The 25,890-nt window shown below is 72.8% G+C and carries 24 protein-coding genes; 16 read left to right on the forward strand and 8 right to left on the reverse strand.

Features of this window, described 5'->3' with window-relative positions; all coding sequences use genetic code 11:
• Positions 1 to 2: 2 nt before the first annotated feature.
• Positions 3 to 728, forward strand: a complete 726-nt coding sequence (locus ACN261_RS20860; RefSeq protein WP_421481364.1) for a glycosyltransferase — start codon at positions 3 to 5, stop codon at positions 726 to 728.
• A gap of 99 nt (positions 729 to 827) precedes the next feature.
• Here ACN261_RS20860 and ACN261_RS20865 read toward each other — a convergent pair whose 3' ends face one another.
• Entirely contained in the window at positions 828 to 3,419 is a 2,592-nt protein-coding gene (locus ACN261_RS20865; protein ID WP_425851690.1) for an IPT/TIG domain-containing protein, read from the reverse strand.
• A 321-nt stretch (positions 3,420 to 3,740) separates the two neighbouring features.
• Here ACN261_RS20865 and ACN261_RS20870 point away from each other — a divergent pair, with 321 nt between their 5' ends.
• From ACN261_RS20870 to ACN261_RS20920, 11 genes are all read left to right on the forward strand, one after another.
• Complete coding sequence (locus ACN261_RS20870; protein ID WP_425851692.1) at positions 3,741 to 5,015, forward strand: ATP-grasp domain-containing protein; 1,275 nt, start codon at positions 3,741 to 3,743, stop codon at positions 5,013 to 5,015.
• The gene (locus tag ACN261_RS20875) at positions 5,012 to 5,851 is read left to right on the forward strand and encodes a Rossmann-like domain-containing protein (protein ID WP_363658232.1); all 840 of its coding nucleotides are present in this window, start codon (positions 5,012 to 5,014) and stop codon (positions 5,849 to 5,851) included. The genes ACN261_RS20870 and ACN261_RS20875 overlap by 4 nt, the downstream gene beginning before the upstream one ends.
• Positions 5,845 to 6,921 (forward strand): PLP-dependent cysteine synthase family protein, encoded by a 1,077-nt coding sequence (locus ACN261_RS20880; protein ID WP_425851694.1) that lies wholly within the window; start codon positions 5,845 to 5,847, stop codon positions 6,919 to 6,921. The genes ACN261_RS20875 and ACN261_RS20880 overlap by 7 nt, the downstream gene beginning before the upstream one ends.
• Complete coding sequence (locus tag ACN261_RS20885; RefSeq protein WP_425851696.1) at positions 6,918 to 7,940, forward strand: dipeptide epimerase; 1,023 nt, start codon at positions 6,918 to 6,920, stop codon at positions 7,938 to 7,940. Before ACN261_RS20880 ends, ACN261_RS20885 begins: the two co-directional genes overlap by 4 nt.
• The gene (locus ACN261_RS20890) at positions 7,937 to 9,178 is read left to right on the forward strand and encodes an MFS transporter (RefSeq protein WP_425851698.1); all 1,242 of its coding nucleotides are present in this window, start codon (positions 7,937 to 7,939) and stop codon (positions 9,176 to 9,178) included. Before ACN261_RS20885 ends, ACN261_RS20890 begins: the two co-directional genes overlap by 4 nt.
• Positions 9,175 to 9,978, forward strand: a complete 804-nt coding sequence (locus tag ACN261_RS20895) for a class I SAM-dependent methyltransferase (protein WP_363658224.1) — start codon at positions 9,175 to 9,177, stop codon at positions 9,976 to 9,978. The genes ACN261_RS20890 and ACN261_RS20895 overlap by 4 nt, the downstream gene beginning before the upstream one ends.
• Positions 9,979 to 10,035: 57 nt before the next feature.
• Positions 10,036 to 11,601 (forward strand): ABC transporter substrate-binding protein, encoded by a 1,566-nt coding sequence (locus tag ACN261_RS20900; protein ID WP_363658222.1) that lies wholly within the window; start codon positions 10,036 to 10,038, stop codon positions 11,599 to 11,601.
• Complete coding sequence (locus tag ACN261_RS20905) at positions 11,598 to 12,542, forward strand: ABC transporter permease (RefSeq protein WP_425851700.1); 945 nt, start codon at positions 11,598 to 11,600, stop codon at positions 12,540 to 12,542. The genes ACN261_RS20900 and ACN261_RS20905 overlap by 4 nt, the downstream gene beginning before the upstream one ends.
• Positions 12,539 to 14,914, forward strand: a complete 2,376-nt coding sequence (locus ACN261_RS20910; RefSeq protein ID WP_421481370.1) for an ATP-binding cassette domain-containing protein — start codon at positions 12,539 to 12,541, stop codon at positions 14,912 to 14,914. The genes ACN261_RS20905 and ACN261_RS20910 overlap by 4 nt, the downstream gene beginning before the upstream one ends.
• Positions 14,915 to 14,925: 11 nt before the next feature.
• Complete coding sequence (locus ACN261_RS20915; RefSeq protein ID WP_425851702.1) at positions 14,926 to 15,486, forward strand: GNAT family N-acetyltransferase; 561 nt, start codon at positions 14,926 to 14,928, stop codon at positions 15,484 to 15,486.
• 82 nt (positions 15,487 to 15,568) lie between these two features.
• Positions 15,569 to 16,513 carry an aldo/keto reductase gene (locus tag ACN261_RS20920; RefSeq protein WP_425851704.1) on the forward strand — a complete coding sequence of 315 codons (945 nt, stop codon included), beginning with the start codon at positions 15,569 to 15,571 and terminating at the stop codon, positions 16,511 to 16,513.
• Between the two features lie 87 nt (positions 16,514 to 16,600).
• On the opposite strand, the gene ACN261_RS20925 is transcribed toward ACN261_RS20920, so the two are convergent.
• Both ACN261_RS20925 and ACN261_RS20930 read right to left on the reverse strand, forming a co-directional pair.
• On the reverse strand, positions 16,601 to 16,966 hold the full coding sequence (locus ACN261_RS20925) for a darcynin family protein (RefSeq protein WP_302742491.1): 366 nt from the start codon (positions 16,964 to 16,966) through the stop codon (positions 16,601 to 16,603).
• Positions 16,956 to 17,873: an NAD(P)H-binding protein gene (locus tag ACN261_RS20930; RefSeq protein WP_302742493.1), complete on the reverse strand. Its 918-nt coding sequence runs from the start codon at positions 17,871 to 17,873 to the stop codon at positions 16,956 to 16,958. The genes ACN261_RS20925 and ACN261_RS20930 overlap by 11 nt, the downstream gene beginning before the upstream one ends.
• 109 nt (positions 17,874 to 17,982) lie before the next feature.
• On the opposite strand from ACN261_RS20930, the gene ACN261_RS20935 reads away from it, so the two are divergent.
• A complete protein-coding gene (locus ACN261_RS20935; RefSeq protein ID WP_425851707.1) occupies positions 17,983 to 18,921 on the forward strand; it encodes a LysR family transcriptional regulator in 939 nt (312 codons plus the stop codon).
• A gap of 73 nt (positions 18,922 to 18,994) precedes the next feature.
• Here ACN261_RS20935 and ACN261_RS20940 read toward each other — a convergent pair whose 3' ends face one another.
• Both ACN261_RS20940 and ACN261_RS20945 read right to left on the reverse strand, forming a co-directional pair.
• On the reverse strand, positions 18,995 to 20,257 hold the full coding sequence (locus tag ACN261_RS20940) for a prolyl oligopeptidase family serine peptidase (RefSeq protein WP_425851708.1): 1,263 nt from the start codon (positions 20,255 to 20,257) through the stop codon (positions 18,995 to 18,997).
• 189 nt (positions 20,258 to 20,446) lie between these two features.
• On the reverse strand, positions 20,447 to 20,806 hold the full coding sequence (locus ACN261_RS20945; protein WP_302742499.1) for a winged helix-turn-helix transcriptional regulator: 360 nt from the start codon (positions 20,804 to 20,806) through the stop codon (positions 20,447 to 20,449).
• Between the two features lie 81 nt (positions 20,807 to 20,887).
• Between ACN261_RS20945 and ACN261_RS20950 the strand changes: the two genes are divergently transcribed.
• Entirely contained in the window at positions 20,888 to 21,868 is a 981-nt protein-coding gene (locus ACN261_RS20950; RefSeq protein ID WP_425851710.1) for a zinc-dependent alcohol dehydrogenase family protein, read from the forward strand.
• A gap of 200 nt (positions 21,869 to 22,068) precedes the next feature.
• Entirely contained in the window at positions 22,069 to 22,509 is a 441-nt protein-coding gene (locus ACN261_RS20955; protein ID WP_425853635.1) for a phosphotransferase family protein, read from the forward strand.
• A gap of 340 nt (positions 22,510 to 22,849) precedes the next feature.
• Here the strand turns inward: ACN261_RS20955 and ACN261_RS20960 are convergent, their stop codons facing one another.
• On the reverse strand, positions 22,850 to 23,440 hold the full coding sequence (locus ACN261_RS20960) for a TetR/AcrR family transcriptional regulator (protein WP_302742505.1): 591 nt from the start codon (positions 23,438 to 23,440) through the stop codon (positions 22,850 to 22,852).
• Positions 23,441 to 23,547: 107 nt separating this feature from the next.
• Between ACN261_RS20960 and ACN261_RS20965 the strand changes: the two genes are divergently transcribed.
• Positions 23,548 to 24,192: an O-methyltransferase gene (locus tag ACN261_RS20965; RefSeq protein WP_421481376.1), complete on the forward strand. Its 645-nt coding sequence runs from the start codon at positions 23,548 to 23,550 to the stop codon at positions 24,190 to 24,192.
• Positions 24,193 to 24,282: 90 nt separating this feature from the next.
• Here the strand turns inward: ACN261_RS20965 and ACN261_RS20970 are convergent, their stop codons facing one another.
• Both ACN261_RS20970 and ACN261_RS20975 read right to left on the reverse strand, forming a co-directional pair.
• On the reverse strand, positions 24,283 to 25,197 hold the full coding sequence (locus ACN261_RS20970) for an alpha/beta fold hydrolase (protein ID WP_421481377.1): 915 nt from the start codon (positions 25,195 to 25,197) through the stop codon (positions 24,283 to 24,285).
• Positions 25,194 to 25,883 carry a TetR/AcrR family transcriptional regulator gene (locus ACN261_RS20975; RefSeq protein ID WP_421481378.1) on the reverse strand — a complete coding sequence of 230 codons (690 nt, stop codon included), beginning with the start codon at positions 25,881 to 25,883 and terminating at the stop codon, positions 25,194 to 25,196. Before ACN261_RS20975 ends, ACN261_RS20970 begins: the two co-directional genes overlap by 4 nt.
• Between the last annotated feature and the right edge of the window lie 7 nt (positions 25,884 to 25,890).

Below are 25,890 nucleotides of genomic sequence, written 5' to 3' on the forward strand. Positions count from 1 at the left end.
GGATGGCGGTCGTGGTGCCCGCCCACGACGAGCAGGCGTTGCTGCCCGGCTGCCTGACCTCCGTCCTCGACGCGCTGCGGCAGCTGCCGGTGCCCTCGGAGGTGATCGTGGTGGCCGACGACTGCCGGGACGCCACGGCCGCCGTCGCCGAACGGGCCGGCGTCGTCGTGCTGACGGTGCGGGCCCGCAACGTCGGCCGGGCCCGCGCCGCCGGCATGGCGTACGCGCTGCGCGACGGCCCGCAGGGGTTGTGGCTCGCCACCACCGACGCGGACAGCCGGGTACCCCGGCGGTGGGGCGGCTGGCAGTTGCGTCACGCCCGTGCCGGCACCGACCTGCTGGTCGGGACGGTACGGGTCACCGACTGGACGCCCCGTACCCCCCAGGTCCGTGACCGGTACGAGGCCCGGTACCGGCAGGGGCTGACCGGCACCGGCCACCGGCACGTCCACGGTGCGAACCTGGGCTGCGCCGCCATCGCGTACGAGCGGCTGGGCGGCTTCGCCGACCTGCGCCACGGTGAGGACCACGACCTCGTCGAACGCGGTCGGCGGCAGGCCATGCGGGTCGTCACCGACGCCGGCTGTGCGGTACGCACCAGTGCCCGCCACCACGGTCGGGCCCCGCACGGCTTCGCCGGTTACCTCGACGCCCTCGAAGACCGGCCTACGGCCCCCTCGACCGTGCAGCCCGAGCGGACGCCGTGCGGCGGGTGCACCGTGGCATGACGAACCGCCCTGCCCCGGCGGCGCGCGAAGCACGCGTACCGGAAAGGGCGGCGTCGCTCCCGGCCAGGGTCCGGTCGGACCCTGGCCGGGAACGTCCGGTCAGCCGGTGCGGCCGGCGCGGTGCCGGCGGCGGGTCAGCACGACGAGGACGACGCCGAGCAGGGCGAGCAGCACCCCGACGGCCAGCGGCGCGGCGACGGCGTCACCGGTCACCGGCAGGATCCCCCCGACGTAGCGGAAGGTGGATCCGTTCGAGGTGCCGCCTGCGGTGCTCACCACGACCGTGGTGTCACCGGCCGCGCAGGGCGGTGTGCGGAAGGTCAGCGAGCGACCGTCCGGCGACACGGTGACCTGGTCGGCCGGGATGGTCGTGCCGCAGATGGTGACCGTGGTGCCGCCGGGTACGAACCCGGAGCCACCGACCGTCACTGTCGTGCCGCCACCGGTCGGCCCCTGTCCGGGGGTGACGGTGTCGATGCGCGGCGGGACGGGTTCGTAGGTGAACCCGTCAGGTGCGGTGACGTCGTCACCGGGCAGCAGGACGGTGACGTCCACCGGCCCCGCCGAGCCGGGCGGGGTGACCACGGTCAGCGAGGTGCCGCCCGGGTTCACGACCAGGTTGGTGCCGGGTGTGTTGCCGAAGTTCACGCCGGTGGCGCCGGTGAGACCGGTGCCGGTGATGGTCACCGTGGTGCCGCCGGTGGTCGGTCCGGTGCCCGGCACGATGGAGGTGATCGTCGGTGCGACGTACGTGAAGACCGGAGCGGTGGCGGTGCCCGCGGGGAACACCAGTCGGACGTCCGCCGGCCCGGCCGCGTTCGGCGGGGTCACCACGGTGATCGTGGTGCCCGCCGGGTTGACGGTGAACCCGGTGCCGGGCACCCCGTCGAAGGTCACCCCGGTCGCTCCGGTGAACCCGGTCCCGGTGATGGTGACCGTGGTGCCACCCGAGGTCGGCCCGCTCGTCGGGGTCAGCCCGGTCACGGTCGCGGCGCTGCCGTCGGCGAGGTAGGTGTAGCCCAGCGGTGCCGCCGTGCCGCCGCCGGTGGTCACCACCACGACGGCCGGTCCGACCGCGCCGGGCGGGGTGACCGCCGTCAGGGAGGTGCCGCCGGGGGCGACCGTGACGTCGGTGGCCGGCACCCCGTCGAAGGTGACTGTCGTGTCACCGGGCACGAAGCCGGTGCCGGTGATCGTCACCGTCTGTCCGCCCGCCTGCGGGCCGGTGTTCGGGGTGATCGACGCGACGGTCGGTGCCGCTGCGACGTACGTGAATCCGTCCTGGGCGGTCGCGTCCGCGCCCGGCAGGAGCACGGTGACGTCCACCGGGCCGACCTGACCGGGCGGGGTCACCACGGTCAGCGAGGTGCCGCCCGGGTTGACCGTGACGTTGGTGCCCGGGGTGTCGCCGAAGGTCACGCCGGTCGCCCCGGTGAAGCCGGTGCCGGTGATCGTCACCGTGGTGCCGCCGGCGGTCGGCCCGGTGTCCGGGACGATCGAGGTGATCGTCGGCCCGAGGTAGGTGAACGTCGGCGCGGTCACCCGACCGGCCGGGAAGACCAGCTCGACCAGGGCCGGGCCCGCCGGGTTCGGCGGCGTCACCACGGTGATCGTGGTGCCGGCGGGGTTGACGGTGAACCCGGTGCCGGGCAGTCCGTCGAAGTCCACGCCGGCCGCCCCGGTGAAGCCGGTGCCGGTGATCGTCACCGTGGTGCCGCCGACGGTCGGCCCGGAGGTCGGCGTGAGGCCGGTGATCGTGGCCGCGCTGCCGTCGGCGAGGTACGTGTAGCCCAGCGGCGCGGCGGTGCCGTTCACCGTGCCGACCACGACCTCGGCGGGTCCGACCGCGCCGGGCGGGGTGACGGCCGTCAGGGAGGTGCCGCCCGGCGCGACCGTGACGTCGGTCGCGGGCACCCCGTCGAAGGTGACCGTGGTGCCACCCGGGATGAAGCCCGTGCCGGTGATCGTCACGGTCTGGCCACCCGACTGCGGGCCCTCGTCGGGGGTGATCGTCGCGGTGGTCGGTGCCGCCGGCGGACGCTCGCAGAGCGCCTCGGCCACGATGACGGTGCCGACGGGAATGGTGGTCGGAACACCGAGGATGCTGCCCGACAGGGTCAGCACGGCCCGCACCGTGATCGCGGTCGCGCCGGTGGCGGTGGTCGTCTCGACCCGGGTCAACGAGGCGTTCAGGCTCGCGTCCAGCAGCCCCGGCACCACCACCGCCGCGCTGCCCACGACGGCGGGGGTGTTCGCCGTCAGCGTCACCGCCGAGCCGAACAACTCCAGCCCGACGAGCGTGGTGTCCGCGCTGGTCGCGCCGACCTGCGGACAGACCGCGGTGGCGGTGACCTCGGCGGCGTCCAGCACGTCGATGCCGAGCACGGTCAGGTTGAGCCCGTTGACGCTGGAGGACGCCGACGATCCGTCGGCCGCCCGGGTGGCGGTGACCTCCTCGACGGTGCCGCTGGCGGTCACACCGACCGCCCCGGGCACCGAGATCGCCAGCAGCGTCTCGGTGTCGGTGCCCCCGGCGGCCGGCGCGGTGGCGGTGCCGACGGTCGCGTCGGCGCTGATCACGGCAATCCCGGCCACCTCGGCGGACAGGTCGACGACGACGCCACGGGCGCTCGCGTCGCCCGGTGCCGCCAGTGCCGGCGTACCCAGGGCCAGGGTTGCCAGGCCGGTCACCAGGAGCGCCGTGGCGGCGCTCGTGGTTCTTCGCAGGACGGTCCTCACCAATTTCCCCCGTTCAGATGGATGACGGGCCTGCGTGATGTGGCGGCAGCCGTCAACGAATGAACGAGGACAAACCGGGCAAGTTACGCATTTTGCAGTCCTTGGGTCGCTGTGGGTGGCGGCGGTGTTCGCGCGATGGCATCTGCCCGCTGTTGCCGGCGCTCCGGGTTCGATCGGCTCCACAGGCGAACATCCCGGGGCGTGTCGCTAGCTATTGGTAATGGGAACCGTTATCGTCTGCTCGTCCGAGTCGTCGAGCGTCGGGAGTGCGCGGTGGGTCATGTGTTGCTGGTCGAGAGCTGGGTCGGTGCGATGAGCACCCTGCTGCCCCGGGCGATCCGGGAGGCAGGACATCGGTTCACGTTCCTGACCAGGAACCTGCACCACTACCTGCGCCAGGGCGGCGGCACCGGAACGCATCCGCTGCTCGACGCCGACCACGTGATCACCGCCGAGACCAACGATCCGGAACGGCTGCTGCCGCACGTACGGAAGCTGCACGAGGTGCTGCGGTTCGACGGTGTCGTCACGTCCTGCGACTACTACCTCGGCACCGTGGCCCGGCTCGCCGCGGACCTGGGCCTGCCGGGCGCACGGCCGGAAGCCGTCGAGTGCGCCTACCGCAAGGACCTGGCGCGGCAGCGGATGCAGGCGGCCGGCCTGCCCGGCCCGGCGTTCGCCGTCACCGGGGACTGGGCGGGCACCGAGGCCGCCGCCCGCGCGCTGGGTTTCCCGCTGGTCGTCAAGCCGGTCGACCTGTGCGCCGGGATGTTCGTCCGGCTGGTGGCCGACCGGACCCAGCTACGCGAGGCGTTCGACGCCCTCGGCGGGTTCCCGGTCAACGCCCGGGGGCAGCAGCGCTCACCGCTGGTGCTGCTGGAGGAGGTGTTGGTCGGGCCGGAGGTCAGCGTGGAGACCGTGACCGTCGACGGGGAGACGACGGTGCTGGGTGTGACGGACAAGAGCCTTGCCGGTGCGCCGTGGTTCGTGGAGACGGGGCACATGTTCCCCGCCGCGCTCGACGCCGCGACGGCCGGCGCGGTGGGTGACATGGCCGTCGCCGCCCTCGCCGCGGTCGGGTTCGACCGGGGGGTGGCGCATACCGAGCTGCGACTGACGGCCGCCGGGCCACGGGTGGTGGAGATCAACCCCCGCCCGGCGGGCAACCAGATCACCGAACTGGTGCGGCGGGCGACCGGGGTGGACCTGCCCATGGTGTACGCCCGGCTGGCCGTGGGTGAGCAGCCGCAGGTCACGGTGGCCGACACGGGTGTCCGTAGCGCCGCCATCGCGTTCCTGCTCCCGCCCCGCGCCGGCACCGTCGCCGGGATCGACGGGGTGACCGCGCTGGCTGCCGCTCCCGACGTGGTCGACTGGGCGGTGAAGCCCGCCGGGCACCGCACCGGCGACGCGGTGAGCAACAACAACTACCTCGGTCACGTCATGACGGTGGACACCACGGGCCCCGGCGCCCGGGTCCGGGCCGACGCACTGGTCGCCGGGCTCGGCGTCCGGTACGTCGACGAGCTGGCCGGAGCCCGCGCGTGACCCCGGTGGACACCGGTGGGCCGGTCACGTCGGTGCCGGACCTGATCGACGCGGTCCGGGCGGGCCGCTTCGGCCCCGACCCGGCCACCGCGCAGGTCACCGTCGCGTTCACCACCCGGCAGGGCGCCCGGCATGCCGGCCGGGCCCGTGGCTACCGCAACCAGGTGCTGAGCCTGCGGGTGGACGCCGCCGTCGGTTCGTGCGCGACGGAACCCGACGAGCCGACCGACGAGGTCGCCCACGAATGCGTCGGTCGCAGCGTCGCCGAACTGCTCACCCACCCGGCGTCGGCGGTGCGTGTCGCGGCCCTGGACGCCTACCTCGCCACGGTCCGACCGCACCCGCAGACCGCCTGCGACAGGGTGACCATCCCGGCCGGGACGTCGCTTGCCAAGTCGACCGCCCGGGCCGCCGCCGTGGTGGACCTGCTGCCGGTGGTGCCGGGTCAGCGGGTCCTGGTCGTCGGGGTGGTGAACTCCCTGCTGGCGCAGTTGCGGGACCGGGGCGTCGGCTACCTGCCGTGCGACCGGGCCGGCGGGAGCACGGAGTGGGGGGAGCCGTGCCTGCCGGACGCCGCCGTGCTGCTGGAACGCTGCGACGCGCTGCTGGTGTCCGGGATGACCCTGGGCAACGACACGTTCGCGCCGCTGCTGCGGCACGCCCGTACCACCGGCAAGCCGATGGTGGCCTTCGCCCAGACCGGCAGCGCCATCCTGCCGTGTTTCCTCGGCGCGGGGTTGAGTGGCGTGTCCGCCGAGCCGTACCCGTTCTTCTGGCTCGACGGCGCAGCGACGACGGTCTACCGCTACCGTGCCGCGGCCGGGTCGCCGTGCTGACCGCCTCCGTGCCCGCCGCCCGCGCGCCGCACCTGCTGGGTCTGCTGGGACGCTCCCCGGTGGCGTTCGTCGACACCCCGCTGCCGCACCCGCACGGCGGGTTCCACGCCAAGGTGGAGTACCTGAGCCCGGGGGGCATGAAGGCGCGGGCCGCGGTGGCGATGTTGCGGGCCGCCCGGCGGCGCGGTGACCTGAGGCCGGGCGGCACCGTGGTGGAGTCGACCAGCGGCACGCTGGGGCTCGGTCTCGCGTTCGCCGGGCAGGCCCTGGGCCACCCGGTCGTCCTCGTGGTGGACCGGGAGATCGAACGGCCGATGCGGGCGCTGCTGGCGGCCCACGGGGCGACGGTGGAGGTGGTGGCGCAGCCGCACCCGGTCGGTGGTTGGCAGCAGGCCCGCCTGGACCGGTTGCGTGAGGTGCTGGCCTGTATCCCCGGCGCCTACTGGCCCGACCAGTACCACAACCCGGACAACGCCGCCGGTTACCGCAGCCTCGCCGAGGAGCTGACCGGCCAGGTCGAGGCCGTGGACGTGCTGGTGTGCAGCGTCGGCACCGGTGGGCACAGTGCCGGTCTGGGCCGGGCGTTGCGCCGGTACTGGCCGGGGATGCGGCTGGTCGGGGTCGACACCGTCGGCTCGACGATCTTCGGACAGCCCGCGCGGCCCCGGCTGATGCGCGGGCTGGGCAGCAGCATCTTCCCCCGCAACGTCGACTACGCGGCCTTCGACGAGGTGCACTGGGTCGGCCCGGTGGAGGCGGTGGACACCTGCCGCCGGTTGGCCCGGGCGGCGTTCGTCACCGGCGGCTGGAGCACCGGGGCCGTCGCCCGGGTCGCCGCGTGGATCTGCCGGATGCAGCCCGGTGCCCGGGTGGTGACGATCTTCCCGGACGGCCCGCACCGCTACCTCGACTCGATCTTCGACGACGCGTACTGCGCCCGCCACGGGCTGTTCGCCCCGGCTCCGGACCATCCGATCGAGATCCCGTACCCGGATGTCGTCGAGGTGACCCGGTGGAGCCGCTGCCGGACCGTCCTCGATCCGCTGCGCCGCCTGGCGGTGCCGGCATGAGGCTCGACTGGCACAGCTACCCGCTGCGGCTGCGGGAACCGCTGCGGATCTCCCGGGCGACGATGCCGGGCCGTGACGCCGTCCAACTCGACCTGTCCCACGACGGCGTCACCGGGCACGGCGAGGTGGTGACCAGCGTCTACTACGGACCGGACCTGGTCGCCATCCTCGGGCTGCTGCCCGGGCTGCGGCACCGGGTGCGCGACTGCGGCGAACCCGAGGTGCTGCTCGCGGAGTTACCGGCACTCGCCACGCAGCTGCCCACCGGTGTGCTGGCAGCCCTGGACGCCGCCGTCCACGACCTGCTGGGCCGCAGGGCCGGACAGCCGGTGCACCGGTGGCTCGGCCGTCCCGCCCCGACCCCGGCGGCCACGGCCCACACCATCGGTCTCGTCGCGCCCGACCACGCCGGGGCCACCGCGCGGGACCTGGCCCGACGCGGCTTCCGACTGGTCAAGGTCAAGTGCGGAGACCCCGCCGACGTGGCCCGGGTCGCCGCCGTCCGCGCCGCACTGCCGCAGGCACGGCTCCTGCTCGACCCCAACGGCGCGTGGACCCCCGAGCAGACCGTGCGGTTGCTCGACACGCTACGCCCGTACGGCATCGACGCCGTCGAGCAGCCCATCGCGCCCGGCACCCCGCAGCTGCTCGGCTGGATCAGCGCGCGCACCGACGTGCCGGTCATCGCCGACGAGGACGCGGCCACGGCGGCGCACGTCGACGCCCTCGTCGGCACGGTGGCCGGCATCAACGTCAAGCTGGCGAAGTGCGGCGGCATCCACGCCGCCCGGCAGATCGCCGCCACGGCCCGGGCCCACGGCATGGACCTCATGCTGGGCTGCCTGGTGGCCAGCTCGCTGGGCATCGCACCGGCGGTGCACCTCACCGGCGACGCCCGTTGGATCGACCTGGACGGGCACCTGCTGCTCGCCGACGATCCGTGGACCGGCATCGGCGGCCACGACGGCGTCCTGCGGGTGAGCGGGGCACCCGGTCTCGGCGTGCGGGCGGCCCGATGAACACGTGGTCCACCCTGCGCAGTTTCCCGCTGCCGATCCGGCTGCTGGTGGTCAACCAGTTCGGGGTCAACGTCGGCTTCTACCTGCTGCTGCCCTACCTCGCCGGCTACCTGGCCGACGACGTCGGCCTCTCCGCCGCCGTCATCGGCATCGTGTTCGGCGTGCGCAACCTCAGCCAGCAGGGCCTGTTCCTGCTGGGTGGCTCCGCCGCCGACCGGCTGGGCGCCCGAGGTGTCATCATCGCCGGCTGTGCCCTGCGCGCCGTCGGCTTCGGGTTGTTCGCCCTCGGCACGGCACTGCCGGTGCTGTTGGCCGCGTCGATCCTGTCCGGACTGGCCGGGGCGCTGTTCAACCCGGCCGTACGCAGCTACGTGGCGCAGGCCGCCGCCGACCGGCGGGCCGACGCGTTCGCCCTGTTCACCGTCTTCGCCAGTGCCGGCGCTCTGCTCGGGCCGCTGCTCGGCTCGGCGCTGCTCCTGGTCGACTTCCGGGCCGCCGCGCTGACCGCCGCCGGGCTGTTCGCCGTACTCACCGTGGCGCAGGCGGTCTGGCTGCCCGCCACCCCGGCCACCTCCCCCGAGGCGACGCTCTGGCAGGACTGGCGTACCGGCCTCACCGACCGCCGGTTCCTGGCCTTCAGCGTCGCCCTGGCCGGCATGTTCGCGTTGCAGACCCAGCTGTACCTGATCCTGCCGGTGCAGGCGGAGCACGTCACCGGGCAGCAGGTGGCGGTCGCCGTGCTGTTCGTCGTCTCCACCGCCGTGACGCTCACCCTGCAACTGCCGCTGACCGTCTGGCTGCAGGGCCACTGGCACCGTGGGGCGAGCATCACCGTCGGGATGGCGGTCATGGGGGCCGGGTTCCTGCTGCCGCTGCTGCGGGTGGAGTCGTCGTCGCCGGTGCTGCGGCTGGTGCCGGTGCTGGCCGCGGCGGTGCTGCTCACCCTGGGGGTGATGATCGCCCAGCCGTTCGTGCTGGAGTTGATCCCCGCCTTCGCCGGCCCCCGGCTGACCGGTACCTACTTCGGCCTGTTCTACCTGGTGTCCGGGGTCCTCGCCGCCGGCTGCACCGCCGCCGTCGGCGCGGCGGTGGGCACCGCCCCGGCAACCGGGGTGCCGCCGGCGGCGTGGCTGCTCACCGCCGCCGTCGGGATGGCCTCGGCGGGCGCGGTGTGGCTGCTGCGCCTCGACGGCCCCCGCACGCCCGTGCCCCCGCGGGCCCCGGTGGGGGTGTCATGAGCGACGGGAACCTCCTGACCGACAACCCGGAACTGTACGAACAGCAGTTCCCCGACCCGGGTCACCGTGCCGCCCGGTTCGTCGACGACGTCGTACGCCGGTTCGCCGACCGCACCGACGTCGCGCCCCGGCTGCTCGACGTCGGCTGCGGCACCGGCCGCGACGTCGGGCACCTCGCCACCCTCGGCTACGCCGCCGTCGGGTTGGACACGTCGGTGCCGATGCTGACCTACGCGCGGCGTCGCCACCCCGGCGTCCGGTTCGTCCACGCCGACCTGCGGGACTTCGACCTGGCCGGCCCCGTCGACGTGGTCACCTGCCTGGACAGCGCGCTGCTGTACTGCCACACCAACGCCGACCTGACCGCGTTCCTGCGCTGCTGCCACCGGCACCTGCGCCCCGGTGGGCTGCTGCTGGCCGAGATGCGCAACGGGGCGTTCTTCCTCGGCAACACCGAACTCCTCGACGGCACCCGTACCCGCACCGTGACCTGGCGCGGCGTCCCGTACACGTCCGGCACGCGGCTGTGGATCGACCACGGTGGGCAGCTGCTGCGCCGCGAACGGGTCTGGACCTGGCCGGCCTGCCCGCAACCCCTGGTGCAGACCTCGGCCTGGCGGCTGCTGTTCCCCGCCGAGTTGCGGTACCTGCTCGACACCACCGGGTTCGACGTGGTGGCCCTGTTCGACGCCCCCGGTCCCCGCACCGACCCGCCCTGGGAGCCGAACGCCACGTTGTCGCCCACGCTGTCCGGTGACCGCCTGCACCTGGTCGCGCGTCGACGCGTCGGCCCGGCCTGACTCCGGCCGCGGAGTGCCGCGGCGAGACCCACCATCTTATCGGAAAGGACATTCATAATGGATAGCTCGTCTGCGGACGTGTCGAGGGTGACCCGTCGCGGCCTGCTCAGCGGTGTCGCCGCCGTCTCCGCCACCCTGCTGGCCGGCTGCGGTGGGGGCGACGACCCGAGCACCCCCGCCGCCGGGCGACCCCGGCGCGGCGGCCGGCTGCGGGCGGCGTTCGCCGGCGGCGGCGTCAACGAGACGTTGGACCCGCACCTGGCCAACCTGTTCAACGAGGCGTCCCGGGCCAAGGCGATGTTCGACAAGCTCGCCGACTACGGCCCCGACGTCTCCATCCGGCCGCGCCTCGCCGCACGATGGGAACCCAACGGCGACCTCACCCGCTGGCGGATCAGCCTGCGGGAGGCGACGTTCCACGACGGGCGGCCGGTCCGCGCCGCCGACGTGCTGTACAGCTACGCCAGGATCACCGACCCGAAGAAGGCGTACCGGGCCAGAGCCAGCCTCGGCCTGCTCGACCTGCCCCGCAGCCGCGTCATCGACGACCGGACCGTGGAACTGGCCCTCACCCGCCCCTTCGCCGAGTTCCCCAACGCCCTGGCCGCGTTCGGCGCGTACATCGTCCCCGAGGGCACCGACAGCTTCACCCGGCCCGTCGGATCCGGGCCGTTCACCTTCGACTCCTGGCAGCCCGGCCGGTCACTGCTGCTCAAACGCTACGACGGCTACTGGGAGGGCGCAGCCCACCTCGACGAGCTGGAATACCTGATCAGCAACGAGGAGTCGGCCCGGGTCAACGCCCTGCTCGCCGGGCAGGTGGAGTACGCCCACGACATCACCCCCACCACCGCCCGCACCCACGCCGGCAGCACCCGGCTGACCGTCACCCGGATGCCGAACAGCACCATGCAGTCCTTCGCCATGAAGGTCGACCGGCCGCCGTTCGACAACCGGGACCTCCGCGAGGCCATGTTCCTGCTCACCGACCGCCGACAGCTCGTCGACACCGTCCTCGCCGGGTCCGGGCAGATCGGCAACGACCTGTTCGGCAAGGGCTACCAGCACTACGCCGACGACATCACCCAACGCACCCACGACCTCGACCGGGCCCGCTTCCTGATCGACAAGGCCGACGCCCGGGGCCTGCGGATACGCCTCGACACCGCCTCGGTGGCCAGCGGCTTCGTCGAGGCCGCCAGCATCCTCACCGACCAGGCCAGACAGGCCGGCCTGGTCATCGACACCGCGCTGGGCAACAAGGACACCTACTGGAAGGACATCCTCGACACCGGTGTGCTGTCCTCGTACCGCTCCGGCGCCATGCCCATCGAGACGCACATCTCCCAGCGGCTGCTGACCACCTCCACCACCAACGCGACCCGGTGGACCCGCCCCGACTTCGACGCCCTCTACACCCGGGCGGTCTCCAGCACCGACGAGGCCACCCGCCGGCAGGCGTACGGCGACATGCAGCGCGTCCTGCACGCCGAGGGCGGCTTCCTGATCTGGGGTTTCGCCGACTTCCTCGTCGCCACCGCACCCCGCGTCGGTGGCGTCTCCGCCCAGGCGCCGGCCAACACCCTCGACTGGGCCCGCTTCGACAAGGTCTGGCTGGGGTGAGTCTGCCCCGCTACGCCGCCGGGCGGCTGCTGCTCGGCCTCGGGCAGGTCGCCGGGATCACCACCATCGTGTTCGTGCTCACCGAGGCGCTGCCCGGTGACGCCGCCGTGGTGATCGCCGGCGACCAGCCCGACCCGGCCCGGATCGCGGCCGTCCGGCAACAGCTGGACCTCGACCGGCCGGCCTGGCAGCGCTACCTCGACTGGCTGACCGACCTGCTCCACGGCGACCTCGGCGTGTCACTGATCTCGGGACGGCCGATCGTCGACCGGCTCGCCGACAGCGCGGGCGTCACCCTGCTGCTGGCGGCGGTGACCCTGCTCGTGCTCGTACCGCTCGCCGTCGCCCTGGGCATGCTGGCGGCCCGCCGGGAGGGGGGACCACTGGACCGGACGGTGTCCGCGGTGTCGGTCGCCCTGTACGCGGTGCCGGAGTTCGCCCTGGCGATCCTGCTCGTCGCGGTCTTCGGCGTGCGCCTCGGCTGGCTGCCACCCACCGCGTTCGGCGCCGACCTGCTCACCCAGCCGTCGGTGCTCGTACTGCCCCTGCTCGTGCTGCTCGCCCGGCCGGTCTGCACCATCAGCCGACTCACCCGCGCCGGCCTGCTCGACGCGCTACGCGCCGAGCACCTCCGCCACGCCCGACGCCTCGGCATCACCGGCGGCCGGCTCTGGCTGCGCCACGCCCTGCCCGACGCCCTGGCACCGGTCGTGCAGCAACTCGCCCGCACCACCGACTGGCTGCTCGGCGGGGTCATCGTCGTCGAGGCGGTGTTCGTCATCCCCGGACTCGGCACCGCCCTGGTCGACGCCGTGTCCACCCGCGACGTGCCCACCGTGCAGGCACTGTGCGTCCTCGTCGCCGTCGCCACGGTGCTGGTGAACCTGGCCGCCGACCTGGTGGCGTTCCGCCTCGCCCCGCGTACCCCGGTGGGCCGATGAGGCGGCTGCGCACCCTGACCGTGGCGGCGCTGCTCAGCGTGCCGCTCGGTCTGGCCGTGGGCGGCCCGCTGCTGGCCGGGGAGCCGGCCGGCCGCACGTTCCCGTTCGCCGCCGACGGGCCGCTGGGCACCGACTTCGTCGGCCGCGACGTCGGCCAGCAGGTCCTGCTCGGCGGCCGGTCCGTCGTCGCCGTCGCCGTCGCCGCGACGCTGCTGGCGTACCTCGTCGGGGTGCCGCTCGGGCTGTTGGCCGCGTCGACCCGCCGCCGGTGGGCCGACGAACTGCTCATGCGCCCACTGGACCTGGCGCTGGCCGTGCCGTCACTGCTGCTGCTGATCCTGCTGGCCGCCACCGCACCGCCCGGACCGCTCACCCTGGTCGGGATCGTCGCGCTGATCGGGCTGCCGGAGATCACCCGGATCACCCGGGCCACCGCGCTGCCCCTGGCCCACGGGCCGGCCATGGAGGCGATGCGCCTGTACCGCGAGACCTGGTGGCGACGCGGCCCCGGCTACGTCGGCACCGGCATCCGCCGGGTCCTGCTCGCCGACGCCGGCGTCCGGTTCGTCGGCGCGACGTACCTGGTGGCCACCGCCAGCTTCCTGGGCATCGGCGTGGCACCCGACGCCGCCGACTGGGCGGTCATGGTGGACCGCAACCGCGCCGGACTGTTCCTGCAACCCTGGGCCGTCGCCGTCCCCGCCGCCCTGCTCATCTGCCTGGCCGTCGGCCTCAACCTGGCCACCGATCAGATGCTGGTCAGCCGCCGCACCGACCCCCCGCCCCGGCCCGCACCCCCCACGACCGCCCCCCGCCCGCCGACACCCGGCACCCTCCTTGAGGTACGGGACCTGACCGTCACCAGCGGCGACACCCGCCTGGTCGACGGCGTCTCCTTCGCTCTGCCCGCCGGAAAGATCCTCGCCGTCGTCGGCGCCTCCGGCAGCGGCAAGACCACCACCGGCCGGGCCCTGCTCGGCGACGTCGCCCACACCGGCACCGTCACCCTGGCCGGCGCGCCCGTCACCACCCGCACCCCGCCACCGCCCGGCAGCGTCGGCTACGTCCCCCAGCAACCCGGTGCCGCACTGCACCCGGTACGCCGCATCGGTGCCGTGCTCGACGAGATCGCCCGGCACCACACGCCCGGCACCGGCCGCAACGCCCGCCGACGCGCCGTGACCGCCGTCCTCGACCGGGTCAGCCTGCCCACCGACCGCCGGTTCCTGCGCCGTTTCCCGCACCAGCTCTCCGGCGGTCAGCAGCAACGCCTCGTCATCGCCCACGCCCTACTCGCCCACGCCGTCCTGCTCATCGCCGACGAACCCACCACCGGGCAGGACGCCCTCACCCGCACCGACGTCGCCCGGGAACTCACCACCCTCGCCCGCGACGGCATCGCCGTGCTCCTGCTCAGCCACGACCTGCACCTCGTGCGCGCCGTCGCCGACCAGATTCTCGTGCTGCACCGGGGAGCCGCCGTCGAATACGGCACCGCCGCCGACGTCCTCGCCACCCCCCGAGACCGGCACGCCCGGGACCTGCTCGCCGCGCCACCGCACCCGCCGTCGACGGCGACCCGGCAGGACCGGCCGCTGCTGCACGTCGCCGGTCTGAGCGCCGCCCACCGCGACGGCGGCCGACGACGTGACGTGCTCCACGACGTCACCCTGACCGTCCCCGCCGGGCGGTGCCTGGCCGTGGTCGGCCGCTCCGGCAGCGGCAAGACCACCCTCGCCCGCTGCCTCGCCGGCCTGCACCCCACCCGCACCGGCCTGGTGACCCTCGACGGGCAACCCCTCGCCGGGCACCTTGACCGCCGCCGCCCCGACGAACTCGCCGCCATCCAGTACGTGTTCCAGGACGCCCGCGCCAGCTTCGACCCCCACCGGACCGTCCTCGACCAGACGGCCGCCCCCGCGCGACGCCTCCACGACGCCCCACCGGCGCAGGCCCGCCGCACCGCCCTGGACCTGCTCACCCGGGTGGGCCTCACCGAACCCACGGTCACCCGACGCCCCGACCGGCTCTCCGGCGGCGAACTGCACCGCGCCGCGCTCGCCCGGGCCCTGGCCAGCCGGCCCCGGGTGCTCATCTGCGACGAGACGACCGCCGGGCTCGACCGGCTCACCCAGCACGGCATCCTCACCCTCCTCGACGAACTGCGGCACAGCCTCCGGCTGACCGTCGTGGTGATCAGCCACGACCGGGACGTGGTCGCGCACCTCGCCGATCACATCGTCGTTCTCGACAACGGATGCGTCGTCGACGACGGCCCCGCCGACGACCTGCTCCACCACGCGCAGCACCCGCTGAGCCGCGCCCTGCTGCACACCCACCCGGCGGACGACACCGCACCCACCCACCCGTGACCGGAGGAACCATGCCGCACCACCGACAGCGCGTCGGCCCGTACGAGGTCCAGATCGCCGGCCCCCGGCACGTCGACGGGGCGCGCAGCGTCATGCTGGACACCTTCTACCGCGACTTCGGCTTCGGCTACCGGCCCGAATGGCACGCCGACGTCATCGACCTCGACGGCACCTATCTCACACCCGACCGGCACGCCCTGTTCGTCGCGACCAAGGGCGACGAGGTCGTGGGCACCACCGCGGTACGCGCCGCCGCGCCCAAGAGCCCACCCCACCCACGTTTCCTCGCCGAGCGCTACCCCGACGACACCACCGCGCAGCTGTTCCGGGTCTACGTGCGGCCCGGACACCGACGGTGCGGTCTCGCCCGGGCACTGGTCGGCCTCGCCGTCGACTTCGTCACCCGGCAACCCCGTTACCGCGCGCTGTACCTGCACACCGACACCCGCGTCGCCGGTGCCGAACCGTTCTGGCGGAGCCTGGCGACGCCGGTCCACGATGCGCGTGACGGCCCCGACGCCACCTGCCAGACCGTGCACTTCGAGATCCCGCTGCCCAGCCGCCACCGGTAGCCGCCGTCGTACCCGGGCGTGCCGCCCTGTCCGTCGCGGGCGGCTTGACCTGGAGTGCGCTCCAGGTGGCAGGGTCGACGCCGTGGCAGGGGACAGGGCGGTGGCCCGGCTGGTGCTGGGGACGATGAACTACGGCACGACGGTGGACCAGGAACGCGCGTTCGCGCTGCTGGACAGGTTCGTGGAGGTGGGCGGGGAGTGGATCGACACCGCCAACTGTTACGCGTTCTGGTCCGACCCGGCCGGTGTCGGCGGGGCGAGCGAGCGGGTGATCGGGGCGTGGCTGCGGGCCCGGCCGGGAGGGCGGGCCCGGGTGCGGATCGCGACGAAGGTCCGGTACGACCCGCTGGTGGCGCACCGCTGGCCCGAGTCGGCCGAGGGGCTGTCGGCCGGGGCGATCGCGGCGGGCGTGGCCGGCAGCCTGTCGCGGCTGGGTGTCGACGTGGTCGATCTGCTGTGGGCGCACGGCGAGGACCGCAGCGTGCCGCTTACCGAGACCGTCACCGCCTTCGGCGATCTCGTCGGCAGGGGGACCGTGCGTCGGGTGGGGGCGGCGAACCACGCCTCGTGGCGTGTCGAGCAGGCCCGCGCCCTGGCCCGGGACCAGGGGGTGGCGCAGTGGTCGGCGGTGCAGCTGCGGCACTCGCTGGCGCAACCCAGACCCGGTGCCGTGTTGCCCGACCTGGGCCACAAACTTCTCACCGCCGACGACCTCGACTACGCCCACACCGAGGGCCTGGACGTGTGGGCCTACACCCCGTTGATCAACGGCGGCTACGTGCGCCCCGACAAGCCCCTCCCCGAGGCCTACGACCACCCGGGGACGAGCCGGGTCCTCGGCGTGCTCGACGAGATCACCGTCGAGACGGGGGCGACACGCAACCAGGTGGTGCTCGCCTGGCTGCTGCGGCAGGGCATCCGGCCCATCGTCGGCGTGAGCAGCCTCGCGCAGCTCGACGAGGCCGTCGACGCGGTGCACGTGCCGTTGGAGGACGGGCAGCTGGCCCGGCTGGCCGCCGCCCGCTGAACGGAACGGGAGGGTTCCGGGGGATCGCCTTCCGCCGAGCCGGTGCCGCCGTCGGGCGACGGCGGCACCGGCCGGTCCGGTGGAGCCTCAGGTGGCGAGGGTGGCCAGCGGCTTCAGGCCGTAGGTGCGGGCGTAGCCGTTCTCGATGCCCACGAGCAGGTCGACGACCTCGAAGTAGCGGTCCCAGAAGGGGGTCTCGCGCAAGGCGTCGATCAGCAGGCGGTAGGCGTCGTGGTCGTCCGCCTCCCAGACCCAGATGTCGGTGACCCGCGCCGAGTAGAACTCCGTGTCGTAGAAGCGGGAGCGGACACCGTGGGTGCGGGCCTGGATGACGGGGAGAACGTGGGTGGTGAAGGCCTGGACGCGTTCGGCCACGGTCATCGCCAGCCACTCGGGGGTGGTTTTGACAAGCATGAAAGCGGTGACCGGCGGCTCGGTTCGGTCAGCGGGCATCGACGGTCCCCTGGGTGGTGAGGACGGCGGGCCGCAGCGTTCGGGCGCACCACTGCGCGAACGTGGTGGCCGGCCCCGCCTGCGGTGAGCGGTCGACGCCCGAGTCCAGGCCCTCGTCCTTGGCGCGTTTCATGTCGACCATGGCCTCGACGAACGCCGCGTTGAGGCCGTAGCCGAGCATGGTGGAGCGCAGTTCGTCGAGCGACTGACGCCGGTAGCGGACCGGACGACCCAGTTCCTCGGTCATGATGCGGGCCAGGTCGTCGGGCGAGAGGTCCTGCGGGCCGAGCACCGGGACGTCGCCCACACCGGTCCAGGAGCGGTCCAGCAGCAGCCCGGCCGCGGCGGCGGCGATGTCGGCGACGGCCACCATGGGGGCCGGACGGTCCGCGACGGCGGTGTCGGTGAAGACGCCGTCGTCGCGGATCGCGTCCACCTCCTCCAGCAGGTTCTCGAAGAAGGACGGGCAGGCCAGGGCGCGGTAGGCGACGCCGGAGCCGGCGATCAGGTCGTCCATGGCCAGGGAGGCGGTGACCAGCCCGGCCCGGGCGGCCTGCGGGGTGCCACGGCCGAGCGCCGAGACGCCGACGACATGGCCGACGCCGTGCGCGGCGAAAGCACGCGCGGCCGGGCGGGTGAAGCCGCTGTAGGCGTCGTCGGGCGTGCCGGAGGCGTCCGGTGGCACCAGCCAGAACACGGCGTCCGCCCCGGCGACGGCACGCTCGACGGTCGCGGCGTCGCCGTGCGAGCCGACGACCACCTCGACCCGGCCACGGACGTCCTCGGGCAGCCGGGCCGGGTCCCGGACGACGACACGCAACTCCTCACGGCCTGCGGGTGCGGCCTCGATCAGCAGCGACAGCAGGTGCCGCCCGATGTTCCCGGTGGGTCCGGTAATGACGATCATGAAACCTCGATTGTCGGATCGGCAGGACTCACCCATCGTGCGGACGGGCACCGCATTGCCACAATGGGAACTTCAGCATCCAATCATTGCCTGAAGTGGAATAAATGCGGTGAGCAGCCCAGCCCCGAACCTTGATGCCAACCTCGCCGTCGCTCTCGACGCCCTACTGACCGAGCAGAGCGTCACCCGCGCCGCCGCGCGGCTGCAGACCTCCCCTGCGGCGATGAGCCGTACCCTGGCCCGGTTGCGCCGGGTGCTCCGCGATCCACTACTGGTGCGGGCCGGACAGCGGATGGTGCCCACTGCGCGCGCCGAGGCGCTGCGGGACGAGGCCGCCGCGGTGGTACGCCGGCTGGAGGCGTTGCTCGCCCCGAGCGGCGGAATCGATCCCGCGGCACTGCGGCGGACCTTCACCATCCAGGCCGCGGACCTGGTCGGTGACGCGGTCGCGCCCGGTCTGCTCCGGCTGGCCCGACGGCGGGCGCCGGGCGTCTCGCTGCGGGTGCTGGCCGAGGAGTGGGAGGCGGGCCCCGCGCTGCGTGACGGACGGATCGACCTGGAAGTCGGCGCCATCGACCACGTCGACCCGGAGACCCACGTCGAAGAACTCGTCACCCTGCGGATGGCGGCCGGGGTCAGGGCCGGGCACCCACTCGCCGAGGGAACTCTGACGGCCGCCAGACTCGCTGCGGCCGAGCACGTGGCGGTCAGCCGCCGCGGACGCTTCACCGGCCCGCTGGACACGGCCCTGGCCGCACAGGGGCTCAGCCGGCGGGTCAGCGCCGTCCTGCCCGGACACCTGGCCGCGATGATGCTGGCCGCAACCGAGGACGTGGTCTGCCTGGTGCCGACCGCGCTGCCGGGTGAGCCTCCGTCCCGGCTCAGCGACGCGGCGCACGCGCTGGGGCTGCGCCTGCTGGAGATCCCATTGCCGCTGCCACCACTGACGATCGGCATGGCCTGGCACCCCCGGCACGGCGTCGACGGCGCCCACCAGTGGCTGCGTGACGCCGTGCGCCGGGTGCTCCGTCCCGCCCGAGAGGAATAGGACCTGCCATCAGGCCGTGTACGTGCCCGTCGGGGCGAGCCGTACCGCTGGCTGCGGGTGCGGATGCGGCCGATCAGCGGTGACGGCGGGCCATCCACTGCCAGAGGTGGGTGTCGTCGAGGCTCGGGTCGTTGCGGGCCACGTAGATCCAGGAGAAGTGACCGGGGAACCGGTAGCCGTTCCAGACGACGTGGTCGTACAGGGTGACCAGGGACCCCGGAATGAGGTCGTGGGCGTGGATCGTGTTGGTCGCCGGTGGCACGGTGTCGTCGTCGAGCGAGGTGACCAGCCAGGTCGGGGTGCGGATCGCCGCCAGCTCCGCGTCGCTGACCAGCGGAGGGCCCTCCCCGCCGAGTGGCTCGACGACGCCGCAGATCGGCACCGACGCGGCGAACAGGTCGGGATAGGCGACGGTCATCTTCAGGGACATGTATCCGCCGTTGCTGCAGCCGACCACGTAGATCCGGTCGGGGTCGACGCGCTCGCGGCGGACGAGGTCCTTGACGATGTCGGCGATCAGCGGGGCGAACCGGGGACCGTCCTGCATCCAGTAGGAGGTGCTCTGCGGGGCGACGACGTACGCGTCGGAGAAGATCCGTTGCCCCTGCGGGGTGGCGAAGCCCAACGCGCCGCGGTTGGCGCGCAGCGTGGTTTCGTTGTCGTAGTAGCCGTCGGGCAGTGAGGCGCCCTCGCCGGCACCGTGCAGCCAGAGGATCAGCGGTCGCCGGCCATGGCGCGGTGAACGCTTCGGGGAGTACAGCCGGTACTTCATGCCCGAGCCCGAGACGTGGTGGCTGAAGGCGTCCACCTCGGGGTTCGACAGCCGTCCCTGGACGAAGCTGGTGACGGTGACGGGTGGGCCGTGACGCCGGGCGAGCGGGGTGTTCTGCGTGATGGTGTAGACGAGGTCCAGCCGGACGTTGCGGCCCTTGCTCAGGATGTAGCCGAGGGTGCCGCCGCCGAGTTGACCCTCGCCGTGGCTCAGGTCGAGCACGATGTTTCCCTGCCGGTCGAGCCGGGCTGCGGTCACCGGGCGGTCCAGGTCGTACTCGCTGAAGATCAGGTCGCCGGGAGCGATCGGGATCGGGCTGGTGGCCCTGGCGTGCACGGTGAACGTGCCGGTGCTGAGCCCGGTGGGGTCGATCGGCCCGAGTCGGCCGGTGTCGAGGGTGACCGAGGTGACCTGTTCGCCACCGTCGAGCGTCGTGGCGTTGAGAGTGAAGCTGACGCTGGTGGGGTGGTGGCCGTCGGCGTGGGCGGCACCGGGCAGCGCGAGGCCGACGGCGGCGCCGGCACCGCCGGCCAGGACGGTACGGCGGGTGACCGACGTGGACATGTGACCCCCGACAATTACGTAGATGTCTGTCGATAGATCGTCAACCTAGCGCCGGGGAGATCCGCTGGCAACCGGTCACCGACGGCGCGACGACGCCCGGTGGCGATCAGTTGCCCTCGTCGACGTGGCTCTCGCTGCGGCGCACCGGCCGGCCGGAGTCGTCTCGATCTCCTCGGCGGGACGGGTGCGTCAGTGCGCGTTCTGTTCCTGGAAGTCGACGATGGCTTCGCCGTGGTCGCGGGCCCAGTCGGTCAGGACCCTGATCGGCTCGACCAGGGTCTGCCCGAGTGGGGTGAGGCTGTACTCGACGCGTGGGGGCGCTTCGGCGTAGGCGCGGCGTTCGACCAGGCCGTATCCCTGTAGACGGCGCAGGGTCTGGGTGAGGACCTTGTGGGAGATGCCGCCGATGAGGTGGGCGAGTTCACCGGGGCGTCGGGGTTGCCGGCTGAGCGCGAACAGCACGATCACCGCCCACTTCTCGGTGATGATCTCCACCGCCAGGCGGGTGGGGCAGTCGGCGAGAAAGACCTGACCGGGGGAGTTGTGCACAAGGTCGAAAGGTACCAGCAGGTTCCTATCGGCTCCGTAGCGTTTCCGGTGAAGCCCATCAGGAGCACAGGGAGCCCTTTCATGCCACGAGTGGTCGTATTCGACGAGACCGGCGGTCCGGACGTGCTGCGCATCGTCGACGAGCCGGTCGTCGCGCCCGCAGCCGACGAGGTACGCGTACGGATCGAAGCCTTCGCCGCCAACCCGCTCGACCAGATGGTCCGGGCCGGGCAGTCCCCGCGGCCCGTACGGCTGCCGCACGCGCGGCTGGGCGTCGAGGGAACCGGTGTGGTCGACGCGGTCGGATCCGCAGTGACCGGACTGGCCGTCGGCGACCCCGTCATCCTGGGGGCGATCCCCGACTTCGAGACCACAGGCGCGTATGCCGAGTACACCACGCTGCCGGCCGACCGGGTGGTGCCACGGCCCGCCGGGCTGGAGCCCGTCGACGCGGCGGCGCTCTGGGTGTCGTACTTCACCGCCTACGGTGCGCTGGTGGAGAGGGCCGGAATGCGACCCGGGGACCAGATCCTGATCACCGCGGCGTCGGGCGGTGTCGGGCGGGCCGCGATCCAGATCGCCAACCAGATCGGCGCGGTCCCGATCGCGGTCACCCGACACAGCGCCAAGGTGGACAGCCTGGTGGCCGCCGGGGCCGCCGCGGTGATCGCCACCGACCGGGAGGACGTCGTGGAGGCGGCGCGGCGGCACACCGGGGGAGTGGGCGTCGACATCATCCTGGACGCCGTCATGGGTCCGGGCCTTGCCGAACTGTCGCTGGCCGCGAAGCTCGGCGGCACCCTGGCCACGGTGGGTTGGCTGGACCCACGGCCGGCGTCGTTCCCGGCGAATCCGTCGCTGACCATCCACCGCTACATGAGCATCGCGGACATGGTCGACCCGGTGACCGCCCGGCGGGTCGCCGCGTTCCTGACCGCCGGTGTCGGCACCGGGGTGCTGCAACCGGCGGTGGACCGGGTGTTCACGCTGGACGACATCGTCGGGGCCCACCGGTACCTGGAGCAGGGAACGGCGGCGGGCAAGATCGTGGTGACGCCGTGACTGCGGGCCGGGCCCATCGTCTGACACCGCCGGTCTTCGAGCACGACCGACGTGATGGACGGTCGCGCAGCTGACCTGGTGACACTTGCTGACTGTCTACGCCAACTACACGGCGTCTCCCGGCCGTCAGGGCTGCTGCCCCCCGCCTGTCGCCGTTTGCCAAGCTCGGTGAGCAGTTGGACAGGGCTGCCGCTCTGGGTGTGAGGGACCGGACGTTTCTGCGGGAGCAGCGCGAACATCTCGCGGCACAGTGGGAGCAGACGACGTTTGCGCTCGGGGAGACGGTGCTGCACGGCGACGCGCACATGGAGAACCTTCTCATGACTTCCGGTGGTCGGTGGGCATTCGTGGACCCGGAGGCCGTGCGTGTCGGACCACCGGAGTGGGATCCGACCCTCAGCGCTCTCTACTACGAGTGCGGATGGTTCACCGAGCACGGGTACGCGACGTCTGCGGAGACCTACGGGTATGACGTCCGCCTGGGCCCTGCGTGGCCGGCACTTCGGCAGATCCGCATGTTGCGGATGACGTTGTGGTTGGCGCAGTCGGCGGACACTGATGCGCAGCGACAGCGACAGTTGACGCATCGGCTGATCACATTGCGCGACGGGTCGGCTCCGGCTGGCTGGACAGGCTTCTAGATCTGCTACTCGGCACGTCGGCCGAGTGGGCGCGCATCGCTGCCAGCTCGTCTTGGAGAGCGGGCTCTACAGCGACGGATTCGAAAGCCCTGTGGAGGACGCGAAGGTCGTCCTGTAGCCGGCTGGAGTGCACGCCGTCCGCGTCGGCTGAACCGGCTCGTGCCGACTGGAGCGCACTGGCAACGTCGCCTTGGCGTGCCTGGAGGCAGGCGATTCGAATCATGGTCAGTGCCCGGGGTCTGGCAACCGCCGTGGGGTGGAGGCCGTACGCGGCTCGCAGCCGAGCGATCGTGGCGCTGATGAGAGCCCGGTCCCCGACAGCCGGTGCGGCGGGCCGCTTCTAGGTGGCTGCCGCGCGCGGTGGTTGCTGGGCCGCCCTGGTGACCAGCGCGTCCAGCAGTGCGGGTGTCACCGGTTCGCCGGTCACCAGTACCCGGAAGTGGATCGGCCCGACCACCTGGTCGACGAGGAGGTCGACGTCGGTGTCGGCGGGTAGTTCGCCGCGTGCCGCTGCCCGGTCGAACGGCATGCGGTCGCGGGCGCGCAGCTGTGGCAGGACCTCTGCGCGTAGCCGGGCGGCCAGGTCGGGATCGTGTTGGGCCTGGCCGGCCAGGGCCCGGAACACCGCCCCCGAGTCGGACACCTCCAGGAAGCGGACCAGTTCGTCGAGGTGGGCGCGCAGGTCGGTGCGGAAGGCACCGGTGTCGGGCAGCGTCAGCTCCTGGACGCTGTCGGCGGTGAACGCGTCGACCAGGATGTCGGTCTTGGAACGCCACCACCGGTAGATCGTCTGCTTGGCGACGCCGGCCCGGGCGGCGATGCCCTCGATGGTGACCCTGGCGTAGCCGATCTCGGCGACGAGGTCGTCCGCCGCCCGGAGCACGGCCTCGCGGGCCGCCTCGCTGCGGCCGTGCCGGTTGCCGCGATGCATCGGGCGCTCCTTCCCGTGAGGTGCCTTTCCCGTGAGATCCACGTCTTCGGAGACGCTACAAGACCCGCCACTTTCCTAGACGCAACGTTGCGTCTAGTCTAATGCTCATGACGACGACACTGCACGACCCTGCGGTCCGCGACCTGATCGCCCGGCTGTTCACCGAGGCCGAGCGCGACGATGAGCGCTCGCCGGGTCGGCCCGCCCCCACGGCCACCCCCCAGGAACGTTCCGATCTGCTCGAAGACATCTACATGCCGATCTCGGCCCGCGGCGGCGACCTGCTCTACGCCCTGGTCCGCGCGGCCCGACCGCAGACGGTGGTCGAGTTCGGCACCTCGTACGGGATCTCGACGCTCTACCTCGCCGCGGCCGTGCGCGACAACGGGATCGGGCACGTCACGACGACCGAGCTCAGTGCGACCAAGGTGAGGGCGGCCCGCGCCACCATCGAGGAGGCCGGGTTCAGTGACCTGGTGACCGTGCTCGAGGGCGACGCGCTGACCACTCTCGGCGCGGTCGGCGGCCCGATCGGTCTGGCGCTGCTCGACGGCTGGAAGGAGATGTGCCTGCCCGTCCTGCGCCTGATCGAGGACCGGCTCGCCCCGGGCGCCCTGGTCGTCGGCGACGACTCCACGTTCGAGTCGATGAGCGATTACCTGGCCTACGTCCGCGACCCGGCCAACGGCTACGTCAGCATCGACTTCCCGGTCGAGGACGGCATGGAACTCAGTTGCTGGACGGGCCGCTGATCAACGAGCGGCAGCCTTGTCGCAGTGGTGTGAGGCGTTGGCGTCGGTTTTCGTACGGCCGGGCGGGCGACTCGACCCCCGGGACAGGTCTCATTCCTCGTTCCGGTGCCCGGTGGCGGGAGCGCGCCTGGCCAGCGCGGTGATGAACGTGACGATCTCGTCGGGGTTCTCCTCGGCCATGAAGTGTCCGCTGTCGGTGGCCTGGTAGGTGAGGTCCGGGGCCCACGCGCGCCAGAGCGCGGAGGCGTCGAAGCCGAGTTGGGAGCCCCAGTCCTGGGAGATGACACCGACGGGCATCGTGAGGTGTGCGCCGCGTTCACGGTCGGCGATGTCCATGTCGAGGTCGATGCTGGCCGTCGCGCGGTAGTCGGCCACGATCGAGTCGATCGCGGCGACGGAGCTGTCGACGTAGTGGTCGCGCTCGTCGGAAGTGAAGGTGGTGCCGGTGGGGTCCCATGCGTCGAGGAAGGAGCCGAAGAACTCGGGACCGACGGCGGCGATCATCTTCTCGGGCAGGCCGGCCGGCTGGGCCATGAGGTAGAGGTGCCAGGCGACCTTGGCGTTGACGCCCTGCAGGACGGCCCACGTGTCCAGGGTCGGCAGGACGTCGAGGATGCCGAGGTAGCGCACCGCCTCGGGGTGGTCGAGCCCGGCGCGGACGGCGACGAGAGCACCGCGGTCGTGGCCGATGAGCCCGAAGCGGTCGAAGCCGAGCTGACCGGTGATGGCGATCACGTCGTTGCCCATCGTGCGCTTGGCGTAGGTGCCCGGGTCGTCGGCGACGGGCTTGCCGCTGGCTCCGTAGCCGCGCAGGTCGGGGACGATGACGGTGTGGTCGGTCGCGAGCTTCCCGGCGACGTGTCGCCACATGTAGTGGGTCTGCGGAAAACCGTGGAGCAGCACGACGGCCGGCCCCTGGCCGCCGACGGCGACGTTGAGGTCGACGCCGGTGTCGCCGGCGATCGTGCGGTAGGTGAAGTTGTCGATCACAAATGGTGTGGTCACTGGTCCTCCTGGGGTCGGTTGGTGGCGCGGGTTTCGGGATGGCCGGAGAAGAGGCCGGCGGGCAACGTGGTGACGCTGGTGGCGGAGGCGACGAGCGCAGGGATGATCACGGTGTCCACGAGTGCGGACAGGTAGGCGTCGTCGACCGCAAGGCCGTTCGCGTGCCGGAGCAGCAGCACCGACCCGACGACCTCGTCGAAGGCGAACGGGCTCGCCCCGGTGGGCAGTTCGCCGCGAGCGACCGCGGCGTCGATGACCGCCTGCGGCAGTCTGGCCCCCGTGGGTCCCGCGGAGCTCTCGATGGCGTCGCACAGTTCGGGGTCTTTCAGCCCGGCCTGGAGCAGCATCAACGCGGTGCCGATGTCGGCGGCGGCCATCGTGCCCTCCAGCCGTCGGGCCAGGATCAGGAGGTCCTCGCGCAGGGTCGCCCCCTGCGGTGGCGGGGACGTCGAGTGCCGGGCGGGCCCTGCCTTCACCGCGGCGATGACCATGTCCCGCTTGGCTCCCCAGCGCCGGTACAGGCTGGCCTTCGACGTCTGGCAGCGTCGAGCCACCGCTTCGAAGGTCACGTCCTCGTACCCGTCCTCGGCGAGGATTTCGAGTACGGCCGCGGTGATCCGACGCTCAAGGTCGGCATCGCGCGGTCGGCCGCGGGCCGCTGGAGACTCTCCATTCCGATACGCCACGTGCCGT

This window comes from Micromonospora sp. WMMD723 (assembly GCF_049863385.1).
GTDB lineage: Bacteria > Actinomycetota > Actinomycetes > Mycobacteriales > Micromonosporaceae > Micromonospora > Micromonospora wenchangensis.

Bases quoted from the DNA above. Each gene is read 5' to 3' on its own strand.
- ACN261_RS20950 (WP_425851710.1), top strand. From the start codon at position 20,888: ATGCCACGAGTGGTCGTATTCGACGAGACCGGCGGTCCGGACGTGCTG.
- ACN261_RS20940 (WP_425851708.1), bottom strand. From the start codon at position 20,257: ATGTCCACGTCGGTCACCCGCCGTACCGTCCTGGCCGGCGGTGCCGGC.
- ACN261_RS20910 (WP_421481370.1), top strand. From the start codon at position 12,539: ATGAGGCGGCTGCGCACCCTGACCGTGGCGGCGCTGCTCAGCGTGCCG.
- ACN261_RS20925 (WP_302742491.1), bottom strand. From the start codon at position 16,966: ATGCCCGCTGACCGAACCGAGCCGCCGGTCACCGCTTTCATGCTTGTC.
- ACN261_RS20915 (WP_425851702.1), top strand. From the start codon at position 14,926: ATGCCGCACCACCGACAGCGCGTCGGCCCGTACGAGGTCCAGATCGCC.
- ACN261_RS20900 (WP_363658222.1), top strand. From the start codon at position 10,036: ATGGATAGCTCGTCTGCGGACGTGTCGAGGGTGACCCGTCGCGGCCTG.
- ACN261_RS20965 (WP_421481376.1), top strand. From the start codon at position 23,548: ATGACGACGACACTGCACGACCCTGCGGTCCGCGACCTGATCGCCCGG.
- ACN261_RS20885 (WP_425851696.1), top strand. From the start codon at position 6,918: ATGAGGCTCGACTGGCACAGCTACCCGCTGCGGCTGCGGGAACCGCTG.
- ACN261_RS20930 (WP_302742493.1), bottom strand. From the start codon at position 17,873: ATGATCGTCATTACCGGACCCACCGGGAACATCGGGCGGCACCTGCTG.
- ACN261_RS20960 (WP_302742505.1), bottom strand. From the start codon at position 23,440: ATGCATCGCGGCAACCGGCACGGCCGCAGCGAGGCGGCCCGCGAGGCC.
- ACN261_RS20895 (WP_363658224.1), top strand. From the start codon at position 9,175: ATGAGCGACGGGAACCTCCTGACCGACAACCCGGAACTGTACGAACAG.
- ACN261_RS20890 (WP_425851698.1), top strand. From the start codon at position 7,937: ATGAACACGTGGTCCACCCTGCGCAGTTTCCCGCTGCCGATCCGGCTG.
- ACN261_RS20860 (WP_421481364.1), top strand. From the start codon at position 3: ATGGCGGTCGTGGTGCCCGCCCACGACGAGCAGGCGTTGCTGCCCGGC.